Genomic DNA, 21,540 nt, shown 5'->3' on the forward strand with positions numbered 1-21,540 from the left:
TCAAGGAATGACCCTCCTGCCCGTCTGCGTCGAGTGCTCATACCGGGCGACCTTATGGCGAAGTTCGAGATTCTCGCTTCGCAACGATGCCACCTGCTGTTCGAGCGCCGTTATTCGCGCCTTGTCACCGGAATCGCGGGTGGTGGCAGGTGTCTCCGCGGATTTCGGAGGCTCGAGCCCCAAATCCTCGACAGCTTCCATCAGCCGTTTTTCGAAGCGGGCATTCTGGTCGAACGTTTCCCTGTTAAAGCCACAGGCCGTCGCGACGGCGGTCTTGTTCACCCTGCCGCCACGGCTCGGTAGCTTCAATCCGGCGGCTTGCAGGCGCTCGACATATGTTTCAAGCTTCGCATAATTCTCTTCGCTAATCTGTTGGAAACGGTTCAAGCTCATTCCGCCGTACTCCGGTCGCGCTCCACTCTCGGCAATGGCATGTTCAAGCCGGCCTCGGACAGGCCTTTACTTCGCGCGTTGTACTGCCAAGTGGCGAATTTCTCGAGGAAGCGGTTCCTTTCCGCCTTCAGGACGGCAATCTCCGCCTCCAGTCTTTCTACCCGGCCAAGGGCCAAAGCCAGTTCGGCTGACATCTCAGAAGGCGGCACTGTCACCGGCGAAGAACGAAGCCTATCCTTCGCCTGTTGGAAGGCAGTTCGGATGTTTTCCTGTTTATCCAATCCCTGACGTGTGAAGGGCCGTTTGAGCATGCACCCTACCTGCTGCGTCAGCAGTTCCCAACTCAACTTTCCCTGCCAGGAGATGAGGAGTGCGACTATCCGGTCGATCTCGTCGTCCGTAAGTTGGGCCTTCGCCATCGATCAATCCTCCCACATCGCGGCCAGGGTGCCATCGTCTTCCGCCGCCTCCTCGGCGGGATACACACTGGACTCCGGACGTGATGCCTTTGCATCCTGCCGGTCACGAAGTGCCATTGCGACTTCGCTGTCCTTTGATCCGCCGGCTAGGTTCACGACCGTTCCGTCTTGAATGGAGGGATCGTCGTGGATCACAAGAATCCCGCGCAGTTTTTCAACGCTTCTCTGATGGGCCTGAACCCACCTGTCGGCCCCATAGAAGTCGTCGCCCATCGCCAGAAGAGCATCTGCAAGTTGCTTCTCGGTCAGCGAGAGGCGCTTGCCCACGCGCTCCTTGTGCTTGAGGTCTCCCTTGATGAAGACATTTTCGGAGCAATCGAGGCAATCGCCGTGCGTCTGACACGGTAAGAGCGAATAGTCATGCACGCATATGCCGAGTTCGGTGACCAAGGCCGAACCGATCTGAGCGTCGAGGAACTCGCGGTGATCAACAGGCGGTTTGATGCCGGTGACCTTGGCGGCTTCAAACATCGGCCCCGTTCCCTTACCGTCATCCAGCGCCGCCCTGACCTGGTCAAGGAACTCGTCGGAAGACACATGGTTGTAGGCTTTGTTCTGCTCGACCTTGCGGCCGCTCCACTTCGCGATATCCAGGTCGCTCATCCCCTTCAACTGGGCAACCGTGTTCAACCAATGGCGGAAGCCATGGCTGCTGATCCGAATGGGAGAACCGTCTCGTTCCTTGAAGTCCCAGCGGTCAAACACGCTCGGCCTCTTCCCGTGGCCGGAGAGCCAGTGATCATAAGACTGGATGGTCACCTGCTCTACCAGCCCGGGATACCTCGGCTTGCTCGTGTGCACTTGGTTCAAGAGGAGCAGGATCAGCGTATGGGAATACTTCTGATCATCGGCCCCATTGAAATTGGGGAATTCCTTTGGCAGCTTTTGAAGCAGGCGTGCTGCCAGTGACGATATCCGCACTTCTCTCATTTTAGTCGAATTGGTGGAACCCGGTCTCCATTCCACGTCCTGCTGCCGGACCCAACGGGCAATAGCGACCTTACTTTCTATTGCCACCAACCTCGACACATCCTCACGCTTGAGCCAGTCGGATGCGCGGAACCTCTGTAGCTCAACCGGAAGCCACAGTTCTCCGGGATTGGCCTCGTACCACGCAGCCACTGAACGCGCATCCGCACACATCTCGCGGATGCGCGCAATGGCTTCCTGCACGACCGACGCCATCTGTGTCGGGACCCACTTGACCTGAGGAGGGTTGTCCTTACCCGGGAAAACGCGGATGCCGTACGCATCCACCAGTTTGCCGCTGTCAGGGTCCTTGATTGTGTCGAACACCTCGCAGTCCACGCGAAGCTGCAGAACCTCGTGAGCTCTAATCGGTATTGAGACGAAGATCGCGCTGATCGCCGAGTATAGCCGATCGACAAATGTCTCCGAATGCCGGAAAATATGTGCCAGCGCCCTATAGGCCTCTGGACTGGGCAGCTTTTTCTCACGCCATTCCTTGGCCTCGCGCCCCAGCGCCTCCGTCTTGTCCTTTGGCTTCGTCACCCCGTGTTTCCACTGGAACGGAGCATTCAGGAACTTACGCTCCATACAGAACCGATAAACCTGCTGGATATAGATTGCGAACTGATAGTGGCGGCCGGCTCCGACACCGTCCTTCGCGATTGCGACGGCGGTGTTCAGGACGGTGACGTTTAGATTCTCGATGACGGGTGCGGTGCCTAGAGACCTGAACGCCGCCTCGATGAACTGCAATGCATCCAGCCGCTTCGCGGTATTTTCGAAAGCGACCGGGGAGGACGAATGCTGGTATCGGATATAGGCTTTCGCGAACTCTTTGATGCCGTCCGCCAGTGGCGCACCGCCGATGATCTCATGCCTGTTAGTCAGGATAGTATCACGATTGTAGAACGCCAGAGCGCGATTGTCCCGATTCTGGCCCTTCGTCACAAACGAAGCGCCGACCTGCCACACGTCCTCCGGCCATGCGTCTTGAGGGATAAGCACGTCGATTGTTCTCGCCAGCGCGATGAAGCTCTGGAGCCGGTCCGCGGGATATTCGACCCCTTCGGCTACGAATTTGACGACGTTTCCGGTCATGCTGCCACCTCGGCTCTGATTTCTTTTTCCGCGGCACAGAGTTTGATGACCTCGGCGACTGCCAGAATGGTCCGATCCCTGATGGTGTAAATCTTGGCGGAATAACCTTCCGCTTCCATACGATGACGGTCGGTGATGAGCACCGTCATGAACTCCTCATGCGGGCCGTCGAGCCATGGCTGGAAGTGGCGACAGGTGTAGCAGGCAATTGGTGCAGCCAGCCCGCAGAAGCTCATCTGACCGCACGTCCCGAGCGCATCCGAGACGTTGTTGAGCGACCTGTCGAAGATGCGGCTGGAGCGATCGTCACCGCGCAACGCTTCCGTTTCGGTGGTCACAACCACGCCGGCGAACGCGTGAGCGAGCGGTGCCATTTCCATCGCCAGATGACGATCGAGGCGCAGGACCATCGCCGGGCTAGCTTCGAAGTAAACTTCGACGTTCTGCGTGTCGGAGTGGTCGAGCAGTTCCGCGACGGTGTGCTTATCCTTGCCGTCATCGACGGCGCGTTGGGCCAAGGTGATGCGGAATCTACGCGCGTTCGTCCTGAGACCCGTTACCTTACGGATTGTATAGTTCAGGACATTGGATATGCCGCTGGAGTTCATATGAAAGCGAAGGCCAGGTAGCTTCCCTTCTTCGTTTGCGATGAACATCGGACAGTCGTCCTCGGAGAGACCAAGCTCTCGGCGACGCGCTTCGTTGTTCTTTTTCAGATGCTCCAGCAACGTACCGACTTGCTTGCCGCAATACCGGATTTTGAAAGAATCTCTCGCCTTTTCACCCTGCTGTTTTGCCCGTGGCACGCGAAGCGCATATAGAGGCCCCTCATCGTTTTCAGAGACCAGTAGGTCCTTCTCTTTCAGGGCAGCGATCTGAACTGAACGCAGTCCGTAGGCGAGGAAGAGCCAGGTGATCGCAAACGCAGTGAGGTCAATGTCGCCCTTCGCATATGCATCGTTAAGCGCTGACTGTATCGTGAGAAGTTCGGTGTCTGTGAATGAACCCTTTTCGGAATCGCGCGTTCGGACCGAGGTTCCTTTAATGTTGCCACGGATGGTAGAGGTCGAGAGGTATTCGACCGCCTGTTCGGACGCGATGCCAAAACCGAGATTGCCCATCTCGTTCAGCAAAATGCGTATGACGCCCAGGTACCACTCCGTCGACGCGCTGAGCCGACCTCTATACGTCAGGATATGAGACAACTCTATTTCATCGTGGATTGTATCCGTCGCCTCGATGACTGATCTATAGAAGGCCTTGAAGCGGGCGTATAAGTTCACTGCGTGTGAGCACGATGTATTTTGAAGGGCGATAATCAGCCCCCATTTCAAACAGTGCACCATTCTGCTTGATAGACGGTCGAAAACATCGAACCTTATTCGCGCCTTTGTGGCAAGACTACCGACGCGCCAATCGTCTTGTCGAGGGTCGAACACGACTCCGTCATGTGTCGTGACCGCCGAAGGCAGTGGCGGTATCAGCTTCGATGGGTCCATTTCCAGTGGCGATATCATCGCTCTTGCCCCGCCTTTTTAACGCGAATATCAAGATCATCGTGCATCTCCATGAGAACCTCGTTGGCCCTGCGGCCAACGGTTCTCCGCAGGTAAAACCTCGCTGATGCCTCGTCTCGCCAGCCCATGATCTTCTGTCGGAACTTCACCTCGTCGTTCTCGGAGATGCCCTTCTTATCGATGAGCTCGGAGAAAGTGTCGTTCCACGAATGCCGGAGGAGATGGGGTGAAAATTCTTTCGGCAGTTCCGGGACGCGCCTCCGCAGCGCCTCGAATATCTTGTTGACATTGGATGGCGACATGGGTTGGCCCTTCGGTATGCTGACAATCAGAAACTGACCCTTGCCCCTTGCAGCTCCCGGCAATTTGGATCGGTAGTGGACGATCCACTCGTAGACCAACTGCGTCGTTCGCGGGCTTAGCTCGAGCTTTCGCGCGGCGGTTTTCGTGCTTGCCCCTGGTGCTATGCGCCTGTCGAGGACATTGTCGGGTCGACGATGGATGGTGATGTAGCCTCTCGGACCGGACACGTCGCAGTCGTGGAGCATGATGCCGAGAAGCTCCCCGCGCCGGATGCCGAGCTCGATCAGCAACCGGATCATCACAAAATTTCGAAAGCGGACTTTGGGTTCAAAGGGATTGTCTGGGTGGTCCGGGTCAATGACCGCGCAAAGCAGCACCAGCACCCCGGCATCAAGTCCTTCCCTCTCGCCGACGTCTTCTCGTTTCGGCGCGCGTAGGCCTTCGATATAGGTCGCGAGATGGCCCAGGCATTCGACCCGCATATCGCGATATAACGCCCATCGATTTGGCCACGACTGGAGGCGCGAGAGATAGTCGGCGCTGGTGAACTCAAGAAAAGAACGAACGACGCTAAGCCGATTTCGCTTCTCGCCGGACCCGACGCCACTTTTCGGCATGTGTCTGGTAAGCGTAGTCAAGCCAGACGACCGTCTAGCGACCGCTGACAGCAGATCACCCAGCTTCCAGCCGCATGTGTTCACGAGGTCTATTATTTCGGAGAGTTCGAAGAACGTCCCGTCATGCAGGCGCTCAACTATATCGATGCCCTGCAGGTCCGCCCATAGGTAGAAGACCATAAGGGAGCGGAGCTCGTTGAAAAGTGTGTTGGGTTGGATACCTAACGGCCGCCGGTGGGCAGTGATCCAGAAACTCGGCGCTTCAATAGGTAAGCCTGTAGATGCCCTTACTAGGAAGGGCATCCGCTCTCCGTCGGAGAAGCGGGACCACCGAACAATAAGTGTATTTGCATTTTTCATTGATCGGCATGCTGTCCGCATGCCGATCAATGGCGCTTAAGACCCAGATTTACCGAGCAAAACAAAACACCATTGACCGGGATGCAGACAGCATGCCGATCAATGGTATCAACTATCAATGATTTGCCCGCCAGTCAAACGGCAAATCCAGCAAAGAGGCGACATTCAAAGTTTACAAATTTTCTCACTACTCACCTGACAGGAATTCGGCAGCTAACGAAAAACTGTAAACTTTACTTTCTGATAACGAATTCAGATAGTTGGGTGTCTTAGTTTACAAAACGTCGACCACTCTTTCCTAGAATGGGATGTCGTCGTCGTAGTCGGTCTGTCCGCCCCGCTCGCTTTCGGTCTGCTTCCGGCTCAGGAATTGGACCGTCTCGGCGATGATCTCGCTGCCGTAGCGGTCGTTGCCCTGCTGGTCCTTCCACTTCGTGTAGTGGATGCGGCCGCGAACCAGAACCTTCATGCCCTTGCTGCAATGCTCCTGGACCGTCTTGCCGACGCCGTTGAAGCAAGTGATGCGGTGCCATTCGGTGTCCTGGACCCGGTAGCCGTTTTCGTCACGGAGGACACGGCCTTCCGAGTAACGGGGCCGCGAGGTGGCCAGCGTGAAGTGGGTGATCTTCTTGCCGTCCTGCGTGCTGCGGGTTTCGGGGTCCTGACCGATGTTGCCGGCGAGAATGGCGATGTTCTGCATTGTAAGTCTCCGTTGCTTCCTCGGAGGGACCATCCCTCCGACGAGACCCGGCCAAGGCCGGCGGGAGACGCCTGCAACTGCACGCTCGCGGGCAGCTCGCCCATAAGGCCCGGAGTGGGGCGGGCAGCCGCGCTTGCGCGGCAACACGGTCCGGAGCCGCGTGGGTTGCGGCCGGAAACCGAACGGTCTTAGGGGATCAGTCAGTCGGAGGGATTGGTGCCTCTGAACGCACACGGGATCAGACGCACGGCAGACCATCGCCATTCTCGCCGCCAACAGCGAAACGTCAGGCCCGATGATTCCGCGCCGCCGGGACGACACCTCCATCATCCGCTTCCGGCCTCCCGCGTCTCGCTGCTCGGAGGGCATGGGCCTCCGGGAAGGCAATGAAGAGGGCTGACGGGTGCTGAAGGCACGGAATGGCGCTGCATCCCCCTGTTCGACGGCCGGCAGTGCGGTCCAGGAGCATCGTGGCGAGGCGGAAATGAAGGTGGTCGCGGCCAGCCTTCACGACACGAGGGGAGTTGGCCAGCGGGCGAAAGACGCTCGCGGCCTGCGGGCTCATGCCGATGATCGGCCGCTCCTGACCGGGCGAAGCAGACCCGAAGCGGGCGCATGGACCGACCGGCGCCGACGCTGCATCGCGTTCTGAGCGGGAGGCCGAAGGGCGGGCGGCGCAAGCCGCCTCAGTTTGTCCTGGGAGCGGCGGATCGCGATGCCGGATCAGCGCGAGAAGACCGAGACGCCGAGGGCATTGAGATTGACCATGGCGGCGATGCCGATGAACAGGCCGCCCGTGCCGCCGAGCAGATTGAGCACGATCGCAGAGTCGATCGCATTCTTCGTGACGCCGTGGACAAGGGCATAGCCGGCAATGGCGGCGGGAACGGCGAAGATCGCGAGCGCGATCAGGCGCAGGGCCGGGTTCTTCGCGAAGCCGAGAACGCCGATCACCAGCGCGATCGCCCCCAGGGCGGCGGCGATGGCGGCGAAGCCGGTCATGAACAGGCCCGCGCCGGCGGCCCAGGCATATTGTGCGGCCGTGAGGCCGACCATGAAGGGCAGCGCATAGATCGCGAGATTATAGGCGATGATGCAGAGCATGATGGTCAGGGAGATAGCGAGCAGGATCAGCGACATGGAAGCCTCCGTATGAACGGTTGAGGATCACGACAGGCTTCCGGTGAATACGCTCCGCCTGCTACTATGCTGCTGTGCCGGTTCTGCAAGGATGTTCAATCAAAGCCATCATCATCTCCCGTAGTCAAGTATTCGGCCGGTGAAGGGGTGCCGGAAGGCGGCGCTTTACGCGCCGCCCTCGAACTGCATGGTCGGGATGCCGAGCTTGCGGGCCTTGTCCGCGAGGTTTCCCTGAATGCCGCCGCCGCCGAAGACGAGGACGCCGACCGGCAGGACTTCCAGCATCGTGTCGTTGCGCTTGTAGGGAGCCTGCTTTGCCGGATACTTCTGGAAGTCGGGCTCGAAGGCGATCTGCGGCACCTTGCGGCTGGCTGCCCAGCGGGCGGCGATGCGTTCCGCGCCCGTCTTCGCGCCGCCGTGGATGAGCACCATGTCGGCGTGCTTCGCACGAACCTGATCGAGTTTCGCCCAGATCAGGGTGTGATCGTTGAAGTCGGTTCCGCCCGAGACGGCAACTTTCGGACCGGCGGGCAGCAGCACCTCCTTCTCAGCCCGGCGCTTCGCGGCAAGGTAATCTCTGGAGTCGATCATCGCGGCGGTCAGATTGCGATGGCTGACCTTCGAGCCGGTGCGGGGCCTCCAGGCGCTGCCGGTGTGGTGCTCGAAGGCTTCGGCGGCGACATCGCGGAAGAGTTCCATGCTGTTGCGCCGTTCGATCATGGTCTGGCCCTCTGCCGTGAGGCGTTCGAGTTCGACCGACTTCACCTCGCTGCCGTCCTGTTCCGTCTGAAGCCGGCGCTGCGCCCGCTCGTTGTCGTCCAGCTCGCGCTCCACCCGGCCGGTGGCGCGGTGGAAGAGATTGACGGCTCCCCAGAGCAGCTCTTCGAGATCGGGTTCGAGGCGGGTGTCGCCGAGGGTCGCGACGAGGGCATCGAAGATATCTGCGACGGCTGCGGCGACGGCATTGCCCTCCGGAAGCGGCCTCGGATCGGGTTCGTCCTGATATGGCCGCCAGCCGTAGAGCTGGAGTTCGTTGAGGACATGATCGGTGGGGGATGCGGTGTGGATCGGCTCGTAACCTGCGTTTTCGTCTTCGTTCGTCATCGTGAGCGTCCTTGTCTGGAGACCGCGCCAATCGCGGCCTTCGCAGGCGTCGACGCCCACAGGCGGACTGGACTGGCAGCCCTCGCCTCTCGCGAGGGCCTCGATGGCCAAGCCCGGCTATTTTGTTTCGCGCTGCAAAGGCGGGGCTCGCCCCGCCGGCGGAAAATAGCCGGGCGCCGCGCCATTGCCCGGCCGGGCCGTTTGTGGGCCGATCGCCCTCTCAGAAGGCCGTGGGCGTGGGCTCTCCGACAGCAAAGGTCGCTTGCGATGATGAACCGAGACGGCAGGTGGAGACGCCTGATCCGCGCCGCGTCTCCTGCCGATCGCCTCAGCCCTCCGCAAAACGGCGGACGTCATCGGGATGAACCTGCTCCATCAGGGTCGCCCGGAGAGCGTCGACGCCGTGCCAGCGCAGATCCTCGTTGAAGTCCTCAAGCCTCGGCGACAGGGAAATCGCCTCGATCCCGAGGCTCGTCGCTCTGGCGACAAGGCTGTCTCGCGCACCGTCCCCTGCCGGGTCGCGATCCCGGAGGACATAGAGCCTGCGCAGCGTCGGCGGGAACAGGATGGCGGCGAGGTGTGCGGCCGAAAGCGCCGCCATCATCGGCATGTGGGGCAGGACCTGACGGGGCGATAGCACGGTCTCGATGCCTTCGCCGGCCGCCAGCACCTCACCGGCGGCGCCGAAGCGGACACCGTGCCCGAGAAGATCGCCCATCGCCCGCCGCGGTGAATCGACGGGCGCCTTGCCCGAACCGTCTGGTGAAAGCCAGGTGCGGTGCGCGCCGGTCTGCCTGCCGTCGAGGTCGGTGACGGACGCGACGATCGCCGGCCAGATCTCGGTGGGCGAATGCGCATCCGGTTTATAGTAGCACCGCCCATGGTAGCGCAGCGCGGCGACGCCGGAGAGGGACGTGATCGCCCGCCCGTTGAGGTAGATTTCCGCAAGCGTGCCGCCGATCGGCTGCGACATCGCGAAAAGCCGGCGCGAGGCTTCCGGCGACCCCGACGGCGCGGGGCTGGAGGTCCTGACGGTCGGTGGCCCCGTCGTCGCAGGCTCGGGATGCGGGAGCGAGAGGAACCGGCGCGCTTCCTCGGCTACGTCCTTGAAGTCGACGAGGCCGAGCGCCTCGCGGATGACGTCGAGGAGATCGCCATGCTCCCCGGTCGATGCGTCGGTCCATTTGCCTGCCGCGCCCTTGCCGGTTTCCGGCCCGGTCAGGCGCACGAACATCGAGCGTCCGGGGCTGTTGCGCGCATCGCCGACCTGCCAGTACCGTCCGGCGCGCCGGCCGGACGACAGGTATTCGCGGCAAACCGCTTCGGCGTGATGGCCGAGGCGGATCGCCAGCTCGGAGGCGTCGGGACGGGGCATCACGCCGCCTCCCGCTCGCCGATGCGCTCGACCGGCCAGCGATCGAGCACCCTGGCAAGCACGTCCGGGCCGCTGGCGTCGCTCGGCACGAACATGCGCAGCTTCCACGAGATGATCTCGTGGAACAGCCCGTAAGCCGTCAGGCGCTCGCGCATCGTGTCGTCGAAGCCCGACAGTTCGATGCGGTTCGCGCCCATGACGCGCACCCGGCGAAGCTGAAGGCCCTCGGCGAGGTCGAGGATGGTGCGGCCGTCCATCAAGGCGGCGAAGGCGTCGTCGGGCGCGATCGACGCGGCGCCGGTCGTGGTCGCGGTTGCGGCCCAGGCCGGAGAGACCTGCCGGCCGATGATGCGCTCGCCATCGTCCGTCTGGAGCCGATAGACGCGCGTCGAGTCGTTGGGCAGGCGCTTCCAGATCGGCAACAGCAAGCCCGTAACCATGTGAAGCCTCGCATCGGTGAACTCCGGCACCTCGGCGATCTCGGCTTCCCAGGCCGATGCGAAGGCATCCCGGTCGGCTTCGGCCCAGTGCGTCCCGCCCATGAGGCGGATCGGGATGTTGTGCGCCTCGGTCGGGCGGATCAGGCGGACACGGCGGTCGATCTCGCCGTCGTCGAGCATGACGCTGCTCGCTGGTATCTGCACGGCGGCCCGGCCGGAGCGCTCGTTGACGAGCAGCTTCGCGCGCGGATCGGCAAGTTCGGCAAGAGCTGCGTCGAGCGTCACCGGCCGGTTGCGCCTGCGTTCGTTGATCGTGAGCAGGCTGGTTTCCGCGCCGGTGCGGGGGTGGGTGTAGATCGTCTGGCGATCGACGACGACGAAGCTTTCGGCGCGCAGGGTCTCCAGCCCGGCGTCATAGGTGCCGGACGCGATGGCACCTTCGATGCGGGCCGTCAGCAGCCCTTCAAAGGCGGTGAACAGCACGCCTTGAAGCTCGATCGTCAGCGCCAGCAGCCTGTTCAGGAAGGTCGTGATCGGCGGCAGCTCGTCCTTGAGGCCGTTCGAGTCCATCAGCTTCAGCCCGGTGGCCTGCTCGAAGCGGTCGAGCGAGCATCCCTCGACCTTGCCGCGCACCAGCAGGAAATAAAGCTGACGCAGCGCGTCGCGGGCGTAGGGGCTCTCCAGATTGTCCTCGGGCCGGAACAGGCCTTGGCCGCCGGTCTGGCGCTGGCCGCGCGTGATCGCGCCCAGCGTGTCGAGGCGGCGTGCGATCGTGCTCAGGAAGCGCTTCTCCGCCTTCACATTCGTCGAGATCGGCCGGAAGAGCGGCGGTTGTGCCTGATTGGTGCGGTGCGTCCGGCCGAGGCCCTGAATGGCGGTGTCCGCCTTCCAGCCCGCCTCGAGCAGATAGTGGACGCGCAGCCGCGTGTTCTTCGCCGACTTCTCCGCATGGTAGCTGCGGCCGGTGCCGCCGGCGTCGGAGAAGACGAGCACGCGCTTCTGATCGTCCATGAACGCCTGTGTCTCGGCGAGATTGGCGGCGCCTGCGCGCGTCTCGACGACGAGACGGTCGACGGTGACGCTGCCGCCGGGCTTGCGCACGATGCGCCGCGAGCGGCCCGTCACCTCGGCAACCATGTCCGTCCCGAAATGCTGGACGAGCTGGTCCAGCGCGCCCGGAACCGGCGGCAGGCTGGCGAGCTTGGCGATCAGCGCGTCGCGTCGGGCGACGGCCTCGCGGCTTTCGACCGGCTGACCGTCGCGATAGACCGGGCGCGACGACAGATTGCCCTCCGAATCCGTGAACGGCTCGTAGAGCTGGACCGGGAAGGAATGGGCGAGATAGTCGAGGACGTATTCCCGCGGCGTGATGTCGACGCGGACGTCGTTCCACTCCTCGGTCGGCAGATCCGCCAGCCGCCGTTCCATCAGCGCCTCGCCGGTCGAGACGATCTGGATGACGGCCGAATGGCCCGCCTCCAGATCGGCGGCGATCGAGCGCAGCAGGGTCGGCGCTTTCATGCTGCATAACAAATGGCCAAAGAAGCGCTGTTTGGCGCTTTCGAAGGCCGAGCGGGCAGCGGATTTCGCCTGCCTGTTCAGCGTGCCGGAGCCGCCTTCGCCGCCGCCGGTGATGTTGGCGGCCTGCATCGCCGCATCCAGATTGTTATGGATGATGGCGAAGGCGGCGGCATAGGCGTCGTAGATGCGGACCTGCTGGGGCGTCAGCTCATGCTCGACCAGCTCGTATTCGACGCCGGCGAAGGAGAGCGAGCGGGCGGTGTAGAGGCCGAGGGCGCGCAGATCGCGGGCAAGCACCTCCATCGCCGCGACGCCGCCGGCCTCGATCGCCTCGACGAACTCCGCGCGCGTGGCGAAGGGGAAATCCTCGCCGCCCCACAGGCCGAGCCGCTGCGCATAGGCGAGATTGTGGACGGTGGTCGCGCCGGTGGCGGAGACATAGACGATGCGGGCGTTCGGTAACGCATGCTGGAGGCGCAGCCCGGCGCGACCCTGCTGCGAGGCGGCGACGTCACCGCGTTCTCCCTTGCCGCCAGCGGCGTTCTGCATCTGGTGCGCCTCGTCGAAAATGATCACTCCATCGGCGTCGGAGCCAAACCATTCGACGATTTGCCGGACGCGCGAAACCCTCTCTCCGCGGTCGTCGGAGCGCAGCGTGGCATAGGTTAGAAATAGGATGCCCTCGTTCAGCGTGATCGGCTTGCCCTGCGGGAACCGCGACAGCGGCGTGACCAGCAGGCGCTCCATGCCGAGCGCGCCCCAATCGCGCTGCGCGTCCTCGATCAGCTTGTCGGACTTCGATATCCAGACCGCCTTGCGCCTTCCTTGCAGCCAGTTGTCGAGGATGATCGCGGCCGACTCGCGTCCCTTGCCGACGCCGGTGCCGTCGCCGATCATGAAGCCCTGGCGGAGGCGGACGGCGCCGCTGGCGTCCTCGGCCGCGGCGCTCAGCTTGTCGAAGGTGTCGTCGACCGTCCATGCGCCGGCGAGGAAGTCGGAATGCGCCTCGCCGGCATAGATCACCGTTTCGAGCTGCGCGTCCGACAGCAGGCCGAGCACGTCCGCCGGCAGCATCGGGCGATAGCTCGGCTTCGGCGGGGCGACGCTCGCCATCGACGTCGACTGGACGAGCTGGGTGGGATGCGCGAAAGCCCCGGAAATCCGGATGGTCTGGAGACCGTATTCCTCATAGATCGCATCCGACAGGCGACCGGCCTGGGCAGGCTTCCAGTCGACCGTCTCATAGGCGAGCGGAACGCCCTCCGGCTCGCGATGCGCCACAGCCGGCGCGGCCTTCGCCGCCCGGTTGATATAGGCGCGCACGGTCCGGGGCGCGGCGGTCGCGGCCATGGGCACGGCGATGGAAGGGTCGACCGGCGGGCGGGCCGGGAGATGCTCGGCCAGCCATCCGAGAAGCGTGGCGACGTCCGGCGCGACGCCGGGCGCGGTCGGGAACGCGGTCGGATCGTCCGCCGGCAGCTTGTCGATGACGGTGAGCCGCGTCGGGATGGTCGTGCCGTGCTTGGCATAGACCGACCCGTCGATCGCGGCGGAGAAGACGACGCGGCCGCGTTCCTGCAGACGGGCATAGGCCGAGGACCAGGCCGGTGCGTCCGGCGCGAAATTCGCCCCGGTGATCGCCACCAGCCGGCCGCCGGGCGCAAGGCGCGCCAGCGCCGAGGCGACATGGCGGAAGGCGGCGTCGGCCATGCGGCCCTCGACATTCGCCATCACCGAAAAAGGCGGGTTCATGAGAACGACGGTCGGAAGGAGAGCCCGGTCGAGGTGATCGTCGATCTGGGCCGCGTCGAAGCGCGTGACGGCAAGGGCCGGAAAGAGGTGGGAGAGAAGATCGGCGCGGGTGTCGGCCAGCTCGTTGAGCAGGAGCGAGCCGCCGGCGATCTCGGCCAGGATGGCGAGAAGACCGGTTCCGGCCGAGGGCTCCAACACGCGGTCGGCCGGCGTGATGGCTGCGGCGAACGAGGCTGCCAGGCCGAGCGGGATCGGGGTGGAGAACTGCTGGAAGGTCTGCGCCTCCTCGGAACGGCGCGTATGCGTCGGCATCAGGCCGGCGATCTTGGAAAGCTGCGGCAGGACCGCGGCGGCGGAGCCGGCCTTGCGGAAAAGCGGCTTTCCGTATTTGCGCAGCATGAGGACGGTCGCGACCTCGCAGGCTTCATAAGCGGTCTTCCAGTCCCAGGCGCCGGCAGTGTCGGAGCCGCCGAAGGCGGTTTCCATCGCGCCGCGCAGCATGGTGGCGTCGACGCGCTGGCCGCGTTCGAGGTCAGAAAGGAGGATCTGCGCGGCAACGACGATCGCCGAGGCCGTGGCGGACGTGGCGACGGGCGGAAGCGACGCGGCGACCTCGGCGGCCGCGGTTGTGGATATCATGTTCATGATGGGGAACCTCGGGAGAGCGGACGGGAACGAGCCGCGCAGCGCTCTCTCTCGACCGCACCGGCTCAAATCCGTCCCGGCCCCTCTCTTCCTCTCACGGCTTCCGCGAAATCGCCGAAAGCAGCCGTTCGCCGCCGGAGGTTTCCGGCCGTCACCTCGTTGAGACGACGGCTTTGATCTACATTGAGCGGGCCGGATTTTGCGCAGGTTTGCTTGCGCAAATCCCGAAACAACCGCGATATTGGAAGGATTAAGCTCGTGAGGACATGGCTGCTTCCGCGTGCGCCGAGATTCTACTGGCTCATCATCCTGGCGTTCACGGCATCGACGATCACGTCCGATTTGCCGGATTTCGGAGAGGGGCATTGGTCGACCTCGACCGCCTTCCGTGCCTGCATCATCGCGATCGCGCTTGTCCTCGCCGCCCTGTCGGAGTTCTGGGACATCGCGCCCGCGATCATCGTCAGCGCGGAGGCCCGCTACCAGAACCGGCAGGCGCAGGCGGTCTACACGATCCCCGTCGTTTTCGACGCTGTGCCGACCGTCGTGCCGGGGATGTCGCGACTGTGCGTGACGCGGACGGATGACTATTCGCCCGTCAGGCCGTGGACCTTGCGCTTCGACTATGCCGCCGAAGGACAGAAGGGCGAATGGTAGGACGGCCGCGCCCGCCGCGCCGAACGGGCCATCGCGAACATGACGAGAGCGCCCCGCCGTGAGGCGAGGCGCCCGGTCAAGTCAATCGATCGCCGCAAAGATCGCCGAAGCCTCGGCATGTCCCTTCGAATAGGCGGCGAGGCGATGATAGGCTTCCGCCAGATGGTCGGAATCGTGGCGTAGCGCGAGGTTCGAGAGCACGAAGAGGGTCGCGATGATGCCGGCGGCCTCGGCCGACACCTCGCCGCGAAACTCGGTGAGTCCGCTTTCGATCCGCATGGGTGACCGCGACGCGGGGGCGAGGAACAGCGGGCGGCCCCCATGCTCGTAGAAATTCCAGAAGCCCCCGCGATAGTCATAGGGGCTGAGCCGCTCCATCACATGATAGACGGTGTTTTCCGCGATGATGAGGAGCCGCAGGCCGAACAGGGTCGGCAGGAAGGTTTCGCGGCAATCGTCCGCTACGATCGTTGCGGTCTGGCGGGCAGTGGCTTGAAGGGTCATGGCCTGGTTCTCCGGAGAGAGGAAGGAGACAGATCCGGGCGGCGCTCTCTCTTCAACCGCACGGAACCGTCCAGGCCCCGTCCCTTCTCTCCCTCGCTCACAGGCGCCAGAGGCCGCCGGCGATCTCCCGCACCAGCATGTCGCGCGCCTTCGTCATCACCTCGCGGCCGCAGGCCTCGGGGTGATCGAAGAAGCGCGCGGCCGGTCCGTTCTCGATCCAGTCGGCGTAGTAGCAATATGACCGATCCTGAAGCCGGAAGGCCGTCATGTCGGCGGCCCAATGCGGCTTCGGCTCGACGACGACGGTGACGCCATCGCGCGTTTCGGGCCAGGGCAGCGAGCGCTGCGAGGGCGGGCAACGAAGGTCCGCCGCCAGTATCTCGTCGACGGTGATCATGACGCGGCTCCCTCGCCCGGCCTGGCGATGAAGCCGTCCGGATCGTCGGGATCGGGCGGCAGGTAGGCATCGTAGGGATTGCCATCGGCCAGATGGCCGAAGGGCGTCATGACGAAATCGCCGTCCTCCGCGCGGCCGACGGCGCAAAGGACGTAACGGCGCTCGCCGGTGACGGCATCCAGGCACTCCATGAGTGCGAGATTGCCGTCGTCTGCCGCGCGCAGAAGCGTGTTGAAGTTGGTGCGGGCGTGATCGGGAATGGCCATGTCAGGCTCCTGAAACGAGAACGCCCGGCGCGATGGCCGGGCGATGGATGGGGATTGTGATCGGGGAGACGCAGGCGTCAGAGGCGGAAGCGCGCGACGAGGCGTTGCGCCTCGGCGTGGTTGCGCAGCATCTCGCGATAGAAGCGCTTGCGCGCGTCCCGCCTGTCGGGATCGCGCAGGGCGGAGCGGGACAGCTTGCGCCGCGCCGCCCCGACGACCGTGCGGCCGCGTTCCCACACGGGAACAGCGAGACGGAGATAGGTGGCGTACATCGCGGCCACCTACACGTTGATGCGCTCGCACAGCGCGTCGATCTCGGGGAGATCGAGCCCGGCGTGCGCGCCGTCGTTGTTGTAGATGTCCAGGAACACCGGATCGAGCGGCCCGTTGACAAGCGCGAGCTGAAGGGTGCGAAGACCGGCGAGCACCGCATCGCGCTCGTGGGCGGTCATGGCGACGATCAGGAACGCCTCGACCGTCTCACCCTTTTCGAGAAGACGGACGCCGGTGGATTCGTCGATTTCATAATCGTCGAACTCCTGCACCTCGCCGGTGGCGATCCATTCGCCATCGTAGTGGACGCTTTCGGCGACGCTTCGCGCCTCTGCGGGTGTGCCGGCCTCGACGACGGTTTCGTAGTAGACAAAGGCATCGTGGCCCTTGCGGACAACAAATCTGGGCATGGGAAGCTCCATAGGGAAAGCACCCGGCGCGACGGCCGGGCTGGTTGACGGGATGGTGGGAAGGCTCAGTGCCAGGTCTGCCACGCGCCGCTTTGGGCCGCGGCGTGGCAGCGCAGCATCTCGCGGTAGAACTTGCGGCGCAGAAGGCGTTTGCAGCGGTCCCGGCGGACCCAGGCGGGAAGCATTCGCGCCGCCGCCCGCAGGACCGCCCGGTCGGTGTCGATCACCGTGATGCCGAGATCGGCATAGATCGAGTGCATCATGGCCGGCCTCCCTTGGTGTTGCGCCACAATGCCGGTCCCAGGGCGGTGAGTGCCGCGCGGATCTCGGCTGTGCCGGTCCGGTCGTCGGGAGCGGTCGATCTGACGACAGCCAGGCATGCCGAGCTGATCTCGGAGTCGGTCACGGCGTCGGGCGACAGGCCGCCGAAGTCCGGATCGGTTGCGAGGATCGTCGCGATACGATCGCGAACCCGATCTTCCTCAAGCCATGCCAGGACATGGCGACGTCCGGGAAGATCGGCGGCAGGGTCGGGATCGCGCGCGCCGGCGATGATCGCCTCGCCGCGTGCGACCTCCCAGGAGGCGCGCGCGATCCAGTCCCTCTGCGTCGCGGCGTTCGCGCAAACGTCCGCGACCAGCATCTTCAGCAGGCCGAGAAGGATCTCGAACTGCGCGATCTTCCGGGCGTTCGTCTCCGCGAACTGCGAGGGAACGGCAATGGATGACCGTGCGAGGGGCGCATCCGGTCCGGGCCAGATGCTGGTGACGTAGGTCTCGCCGGCCGACTCGTAGGCGACCGCATCGCCATCCCGATCGTCGTCCTCGATGGCGAGCCGGCAAGCCAGCTCGGGCGTGTCGGCCTCGTATGTCCGCGTCCGGTAGGCCGGGAGCCGGTAAGCGGTCTCGACGGTGAACATCGGCATGATGTGCTCCTGAAACGAAAACGGCCCGGCGATCGCCGGGCCTGGAGGTGGAAGGGGAAAGATGCGGGACTATTCGGCGGCGACGAGCACCGCCGGATCGTCGCCGGTGCCGGCTTCGGTGGCCTCGTCGTCGCCGGCGAGGAAGTCAGGAAGCGCCACGTCGGACTCGTCCTCTTCGGCCGCAACCTCGATCGCCGGCTCCTCGGTGGCGAGACGCAGCGGTTCCGGCAGCCAGCCGGTTTTCGCCAGCCGCTCCTCCGCCTCGGACGCCATCCACATCTTGTCCTTCTTCTGGTTGTCGAGGAGATTGGCGGTACTCTCGCCGACGGCCTCGGTGATGGCTTCGAGGATGCGCTGCTTGGTCACGCGCCCGAAGTAGTTCGCGACGGTCGGCCGGAACCCGGCCTCCGCCATATCGAGGCCGGTCACGCGGGCGAGGCGGTCGGCTTCCGCCATGCGCGCCTGGAGCTGCTTTTCGGAGATGCCGGTGGCGCTCATGGGATTGGGCCGCTCGTAGAGCGCGTTGATCCCGAGAGACATGCAATGGGCCAGCAGCGCCATGCGGTTCTCGTCGTCGAGCGCAACGAGCCAGTCCCAGAGCGCATCGTCGTCGGTCGGCACCTTGGCCTTCCATGCGGCGTGGCGCTTGTCCACGGCCTTAGCGTAGGGCGTGGTCTTCAGGTCGGCACCTTGATTGCTGCAAAAGACCTCGTGAACCGAGACCTGGACGGTCGCGCCGTGGGTGGACTGCCGGAAGGCGTCACGAGCGAGCTTGTGCAGCAGCGCCGTCACGGCGACATGCGGATTGCTGCCGACCGCGTTGCGCAGCGCGATGGTGCGATGCGCCGACAGCTCGATCACCAGCTTCTCGGGGAGCGGCCTGATGACATCCACGTCCTCCTCGGGCTCGAACGGCCTGCCGTTGACAGAGACGACGGTGCGCGGTCCCTCGGGCGAGACATCGTCATCGCCATCGTTGTCGGTGTCCGGCTCGCCGCCTTCGATGTCGACGGTCTCGACCGGCTCGTCCTCGGGGCGCACCCAGCCGCGATTGACGACAAGCTCGCCGTCCTCGTCGACGGTGACGAAAGCGCCGGCGATGGCGATCTCGGCCGGATCATAGACGGTCGGGCGGCGCTCGAAGGCTTCGAGCTGCTTTTCGATCTCGCCCAGGCGCCGGTCGATTTCGTCGGGCAACTCGTCGTAGTCGGCATACTTGGCCTCAAGCCGCTCCTGCTCGCTGCGCAGCTTCTCGCGCTCGCGCCGCTCCTTCTTGGACAGTTCCGCCGGCGTGCCGACGACTCCGCGCAGGCCGTGGTCATAGCCGTAGGGAAGTCCGAGGTCGGCTTTGACCCACTTCCAGCCTTCGGCGGCCACCGCGTCGGCGACAGCCTTCAGCTTTTCCGCGACCAGCCGGTCGAGAAGCGGCACGTCCTCCAGCCAGCCCTCCTCGTCATCGTCGAAGAGGTAGCGCGGCAGGAGAGACCCGCCCGCCGCCATATAGGCGTCGAGGCCGACGAAGCGCGCACGCTTGTCGGATGCGGGAACCTCGGTCTCGGTGAGCATTTCCCGGATCTGCCACGGCTCCTTGTTGTGGGACTGCCGGACGGCATCCCACACCTGCTCCTGGCGTTCGTGATCGGGATGGGCGGTGAACGCCTCCAGCGTCCGGAGCGTCATGCCGTTCGCGGCATAGACCTCGTGAAGCTTGGGCGAGACCTTGGCGAGCACCAGGCGCTGCTCGACATAGCGCGTCGTCGTGAAGTAGGCGCTGGCGACCTCCTCGTGGGTCATGCCGCCATCCACCATCCGCTTGAAGGCGCGGAACTGGTCGAGCGGGTGCAGAGCGACGCGGAAGGTGTTCTCGGCCAGCGAGTCGTCGACGGCCGAGGTCTTGGCATTGGCCTTCTTGACGAGGCAGGGGACCAGGCCGTCCTCGGGGAAGCGGCCCTTCGCCACCAGGCGGGCGATGACGCGGTAGCGGCGGCCGCCGGCGGGGGTCTCGAAATCGCCGGTCTCGTTGCCGTCGGCGTCGAGAACGGCGCGGACATTGATGCCGAGGATCAGGTCCTCGCGGCGCTCGACATCGAACTCAAGCTCATCGAGGCCCGCATCGGCGTCGACTTCGCGAACATTGTCGTTCGACAGATGGATGCGGTTGAAGGGAATGTCGCGCGACCGCGAGAACTCGATCATCGCGAGGGCGGGCTTCTTCTTGGCAGCTCGGGCCATGGTGGGTACTCCGAGACGGGCGCCGAGAGCCTCTCTCTCCGCTATCAACCCGTCACGAAATCCCCAGCCCCTCTCTCACTCTCGAACGCCGCCACCCTCACCGCGTCACCAGGCGGGCAGCGACGGCCGCGGCGCGTTCACCCCGTATTTCCGCCGCAGCGTCTCGATCGCTGCCTCCTGCCGGACGATCCGGCGGCGAAGCCGGTCGAGATCGGGACCGGCCGCCTTGAGCAGATCGTCGAGGATGCGGCGGTATTCCGCCTCGTCCGCGCCGGTCCAGCGGCTCATCGCACGATGGTAGTGCCGGGCTTTCGGCCGCCGGCGGATCGCCTCGGCTTCGGCCCGGAGGGACACCGCGCGCTCGGCCAGCGCGAGATTGCTCCGGCTTCGGGCAAGGCCGGCTTCCATGCGCAGGAGAGCGGCGTGCAGCCGCGCGCGGTCCATCACGCCGCCCGCCTGTCAGGCTCGGCCTCCACCGGGCGCAGCCCGTCATCGGGAGCGAAGGACAATATCCAGTCGGCCGCCTTGCTGGCTTGGCTGGCGGCGCGGACTACGGCGCGGGAATCCTCGCGCAGCACATCGAGCCAGGAGCCGACATAATCGGCATGGCGCACGGTCGGGACGATGCCGAGCGACGCGCAGCAGAATGCGGCGCTCATCTCGGCGATCAGCTCCTCGAACCCATATTTCTTCGTGCCGAAGGAGGAGGAGAAGTCTCGGTTCAGCCGGCTGCGATGGCCGCTGGCGTGACCCAGCTCGTGAAGGGCCGTCCGGTGCCAGTTGATCGGCTCGAAATAGGCTTGCGGCGGCGGCACGACCACATAGTCGTCGGCCGGCACATAGAATGCCCTGTCGCCGCCGATGCGGAAGTCGACGCCCGTCGCCCTGATCAGCGCCTCGACCCTCGGCTCGATCAGGCCGGGGGGCGGCGGCGGAACCGCGACGGTGATGTCGTCGGGCAGCCGCTCGCATTGGGCTGCATTGAAGACGGTGAAGCGCTTGAGGAAGGGGATGGCCTGGGCTTCCTCGCCGGTCTCGCGCGCCCGGCGCTTCTCGTCCTCCGGGACGAAGCGGTCGGCATAGACGACGGTGGTGCCCTGCTCGCCCTTGCGGACATTGCCGCCGAGCGCGGCGGCCTGCCTGTAGGTGAGCCAGCCCTGACCGGGAAAACCGTGCTGCACGACGGCGCCCCAGAGGATCAGGATATTGATGCCGCTGTAGCTGCGGCCCGTGGCGGCGTTCCTCGGCAGGCCGAGCGGCGCTTTCGCCGAAGCCGTGCCCCAGGGCTGGACCCAGGGGAAGCGGCCGGCCTCGAGCTCGGCGATGATCTTGCCGGTGATCTCGTCATAGAGGTTCGTCCGGTCCGAGCCGGCGCGAGGGGTGCGGTCATGTCTGGACATCGCGGTTCTCCGCGACGGGCGCCGGGAGCCTCTCTCCCAGCCCTCAACCCGTCACGGCAAACC

The 21,540-nt window shown here is 64.4% G+C and carries 21 protein-coding genes; 1 reads left to right on the forward strand and 20 read right to left on the reverse strand.

Going from position 1 to position 21,540, the window contains the following annotated elements; all coding sequences use genetic code 11:
• The 10 genes from MOE34_RS17845 to MOE34_RS17890 form a co-directional block, all read right to left on the reverse strand.
• Positions 1 to 393: a hypothetical protein gene (locus tag MOE34_RS17845; protein WP_242218831.1), complete on the reverse strand. Its 393-nt coding sequence runs from the start codon at positions 391 to 393 to the stop codon at positions 1 to 3.
• Entirely contained in the window at positions 390 to 812 is a 423-nt protein-coding gene (locus tag MOE34_RS17850) for a hypothetical protein (protein WP_242218833.1), read from the reverse strand. Before MOE34_RS17850 ends, MOE34_RS17845 begins: the two co-directional genes overlap by 4 nt.
• 3 nt (positions 813 to 815) lie before the next feature.
• Complete coding sequence (locus MOE34_RS17855) at positions 816 to 2,939, reverse strand: hypothetical protein (RefSeq protein WP_242218835.1); 2,124 nt, start codon at positions 2,937 to 2,939, stop codon at positions 816 to 818.
• On the reverse strand, positions 2,936 to 4,456 hold the full coding sequence (locus tag MOE34_RS17860) for a site-specific integrase (RefSeq protein ID WP_242218837.1): 1,521 nt from the start codon (positions 4,454 to 4,456) through the stop codon (positions 2,936 to 2,938). Before MOE34_RS17860 ends, MOE34_RS17855 begins: the two co-directional genes overlap by 4 nt.
• Positions 4,453 to 5,556, reverse strand: a complete 1,104-nt coding sequence (locus MOE34_RS17865; protein WP_242218839.1) for a tyrosine-type recombinase/integrase — start codon at positions 5,554 to 5,556, stop codon at positions 4,453 to 4,455. The genes MOE34_RS17860 and MOE34_RS17865 overlap by 4 nt, the downstream gene beginning before the upstream one ends.
• A 478-nt stretch (positions 5,557 to 6,034) precedes the next feature.
• Complete coding sequence (locus MOE34_RS17870) at positions 6,035 to 6,436, reverse strand: single-stranded DNA-binding protein (protein WP_242218840.1); 402 nt, start codon at positions 6,434 to 6,436, stop codon at positions 6,035 to 6,037.
• Between the two features lie 723 nt (positions 6,437 to 7,159).
• The gene (locus MOE34_RS17875; protein WP_242218843.1) at positions 7,160 to 7,576 is read right to left on the reverse strand and encodes a hypothetical protein; all 417 of its coding nucleotides are present in this window, start codon (positions 7,574 to 7,576) and stop codon (positions 7,160 to 7,162) included.
• Between the two features lie 165 nt (positions 7,577 to 7,741).
• Entirely contained in the window at positions 7,742 to 8,680 is a 939-nt protein-coding gene (locus MOE34_RS17880) for a DUF2493 domain-containing protein (protein WP_242218845.1), read from the reverse strand.
• A 328-nt stretch (positions 8,681 to 9,008) separates the two neighbouring features.
• Positions 9,009 to 10,055: a DUF7146 domain-containing protein gene (locus MOE34_RS17885; protein WP_242218847.1), complete on the reverse strand. Its 1,047-nt coding sequence runs from the start codon at positions 10,053 to 10,055 to the stop codon at positions 9,009 to 9,011.
• A complete protein-coding gene (locus MOE34_RS17890; RefSeq protein ID WP_242218849.1) occupies positions 10,055 to 14,413 on the reverse strand; it encodes a strawberry notch family protein in 4,359 nt (1,452 codons plus the stop codon). Before MOE34_RS17890 ends, MOE34_RS17885 begins: the two co-directional genes overlap by 1 nt.
• A 258-nt stretch (positions 14,414 to 14,671) precedes the next feature.
• Between MOE34_RS17890 and MOE34_RS17895 the strand changes: the two genes are divergently transcribed.
• Positions 14,672 to 15,070: a hypothetical protein gene (locus MOE34_RS17895; RefSeq protein ID WP_242218851.1), complete on the forward strand. Its 399-nt coding sequence runs from the start codon at positions 14,672 to 14,674 to the stop codon at positions 15,068 to 15,070.
• An 81-nt stretch (positions 15,071 to 15,151) separates the two neighbouring features.
• Here the strand turns inward: MOE34_RS17895 and MOE34_RS17900 are convergent, their stop codons facing one another.
• The 10 genes from MOE34_RS17900 to MOE34_RS17945 form a co-directional block, all read right to left on the reverse strand.
• Entirely contained in the window at positions 15,152 to 15,574 is a 423-nt protein-coding gene (locus MOE34_RS17900) for an antirestriction protein (RefSeq protein WP_242218853.1), read from the reverse strand.
• A 97-nt stretch (positions 15,575 to 15,671) separates the two neighbouring features.
• A complete protein-coding gene (locus MOE34_RS17905; protein ID WP_242218856.1) occupies positions 15,672 to 15,971 on the reverse strand; it encodes a hypothetical protein in 300 nt (99 codons plus the stop codon).
• Positions 15,968 to 16,237, reverse strand: coding sequence for a DUF6117 family protein (locus MOE34_RS17910; RefSeq protein ID WP_242218858.1), 270 nt, complete (start codon positions 16,235 to 16,237; stop codon positions 15,968 to 15,970). The genes MOE34_RS17905 and MOE34_RS17910 overlap by 4 nt, the downstream gene beginning before the upstream one ends.
• Before the next feature lie 77 nt (positions 16,238 to 16,314).
• Positions 16,315 to 16,509 (reverse strand): hypothetical protein, encoded by a 195-nt coding sequence (locus MOE34_RS17915; RefSeq protein WP_242218860.1) that lies wholly within the window; start codon positions 16,507 to 16,509, stop codon positions 16,315 to 16,317.
• A gap of 9 nt (positions 16,510 to 16,518) precedes the next feature.
• Positions 16,519 to 16,920, reverse strand: a complete 402-nt coding sequence (locus MOE34_RS17920) for a hypothetical protein (RefSeq protein ID WP_242218862.1) — start codon at positions 16,918 to 16,920, stop codon at positions 16,519 to 16,521.
• A 65-nt stretch (positions 16,921 to 16,985) separates the two neighbouring features.
• Entirely contained in the window at positions 16,986 to 17,183 is a 198-nt protein-coding gene (locus tag MOE34_RS17925) for a hypothetical protein (protein WP_003497264.1), read from the reverse strand.
• Complete coding sequence (locus MOE34_RS17930; RefSeq protein ID WP_242218864.1) at positions 17,180 to 17,845, reverse strand: hypothetical protein; 666 nt, start codon at positions 17,843 to 17,845, stop codon at positions 17,180 to 17,182. The genes MOE34_RS17925 and MOE34_RS17930 overlap by 4 nt, the downstream gene beginning before the upstream one ends.
• Before the next feature lie 69 nt (positions 17,846 to 17,914).
• The gene (locus MOE34_RS17935; RefSeq protein WP_242218866.1) at positions 17,915 to 20,077 is read right to left on the reverse strand and encodes a ParB/RepB/Spo0J family partition protein; all 2,163 of its coding nucleotides are present in this window, start codon (positions 20,075 to 20,077) and stop codon (positions 17,915 to 17,917) included.
• A 105-nt stretch (positions 20,078 to 20,182) separates the two neighbouring features.
• Complete coding sequence (locus tag MOE34_RS17940; protein WP_242224129.1) at positions 20,183 to 20,521, reverse strand: hypothetical protein; 339 nt, start codon at positions 20,519 to 20,521, stop codon at positions 20,183 to 20,185.
• Complete coding sequence (locus MOE34_RS17945) at positions 20,521 to 21,477, reverse strand: ArdC family protein (RefSeq protein WP_242218868.1); 957 nt, start codon at positions 21,475 to 21,477, stop codon at positions 20,521 to 20,523. The genes MOE34_RS17940 and MOE34_RS17945 overlap by 1 nt, the downstream gene beginning before the upstream one ends.
• Positions 21,478 to 21,540: the final 63 nt, after the last annotated feature.

The sequence above is a fragment of the Shinella zoogloeoides genome, assembly GCF_022682305.1.
Taxonomy (GTDB): Bacteria; Pseudomonadota; Alphaproteobacteria; order Rhizobiales; family Rhizobiaceae; genus Shinella; species Shinella zoogloeoides_B.

Bases quoted from the DNA above. Each gene is read 5' to 3' on its own strand.
- MOE34_RS17845 (WP_242218831.1), bottom strand. From the start codon at position 393: ATGAGCTTGAACCGTTTCCAACAGATTAGCGAAGAGAATTATGCGAAG.
- MOE34_RS17850 (WP_242218833.1), bottom strand. From the start codon at position 812: ATGGCGAAGGCCCAACTTACGGACGACGAGATCGACCGGATAGTCGCA.
- MOE34_RS17855 (WP_242218835.1), bottom strand. From the start codon at position 2,939: ATGACCGGAAACGTCGTCAAATTCGTAGCCGAAGGGGTCGAATATCCC.
- MOE34_RS17860 (WP_242218837.1), bottom strand. From the start codon at position 4,456: ATGATATCGCCACTGGAAATGGACCCATCGAAGCTGATACCGCCACTG.
- MOE34_RS17865 (WP_242218839.1), bottom strand. From the start codon at position 5,556: ATGGTCTTCTACCTATGGGCGGACCTGCAGGGCATCGATATAGTTGAG.
- MOE34_RS17870 (WP_242218840.1), bottom strand. From the start codon at position 6,436: ATGCAGAACATCGCCATTCTCGCCGGCAACATCGGTCAGGACCCCGAA.
- MOE34_RS17875 (WP_242218843.1), bottom strand. From the start codon at position 7,576: ATGTCGCTGATCCTGCTCGCTATCTCCCTGACCATCATGCTCTGCATC.
- MOE34_RS17880 (WP_242218845.1), bottom strand. From the start codon at position 8,680: ATGACGAACGAAGACGAAAACGCAGGTTACGAGCCGATCCACACCGCA.
- MOE34_RS17885 (WP_242218847.1), bottom strand. From the start codon at position 10,055: ATGCCCCGTCCCGACGCCTCCGAGCTGGCGATCCGCCTCGGCCATCAC.
- MOE34_RS17890 (WP_242218849.1), bottom strand. From the start codon at position 14,413: ATGAACATGATATCCACAACCGCGGCCGCCGAGGTCGCCGCGTCGCTT.
- MOE34_RS17900 (WP_242218853.1), bottom strand. From the start codon at position 15,574: ATGACCCTTCAAGCCACTGCCCGCCAGACCGCAACGATCGTAGCGGAC.
- MOE34_RS17905 (WP_242218856.1), bottom strand. From the start codon at position 15,971: ATGATCACCGTCGACGAGATACTGGCGGCGGACCTTCGTTGCCCGCCC.
- MOE34_RS17910 (WP_242218858.1), bottom strand. From the start codon at position 16,237: ATGGCCATTCCCGATCACGCCCGCACCAACTTCAACACGCTTCTGCGC.
- MOE34_RS17915 (WP_242218860.1), bottom strand. From the start codon at position 16,509: ATGTACGCCACCTATCTCCGTCTCGCTGTTCCCGTGTGGGAACGCGGC.
- MOE34_RS17920 (WP_242218862.1), bottom strand. From the start codon at position 16,920: ATGCCCAGATTTGTTGTCCGCAAGGGCCACGATGCCTTTGTCTACTAC.
- MOE34_RS17925 (WP_003497264.1), bottom strand. From the start codon at position 17,183: ATGATGCACTCGATCTATGCCGATCTCGGCATCACGGTGATCGACACC.
- MOE34_RS17930 (WP_242218864.1), bottom strand. From the start codon at position 17,845: ATGCCGATGTTCACCGTCGAGACCGCTTACCGGCTCCCGGCCTACCGG.
- MOE34_RS17935 (WP_242218866.1), bottom strand. From the start codon at position 20,077: ATGGCCCGAGCTGCCAAGAAGAAGCCCGCCCTCGCGATGATCGAGTTC.
- MOE34_RS17940 (WP_242224129.1), bottom strand. From the start codon at position 20,521: ATGGACCGCGCGCGGCTGCACGCCGCTCTCCTGCGCATGGAAGCCGGC.
- MOE34_RS17945 (WP_242218868.1), bottom strand. From the start codon at position 21,477: ATGTCCAGACATGACCGCACCCCTCGCGCCGGCTCGGACCGGACGAAC.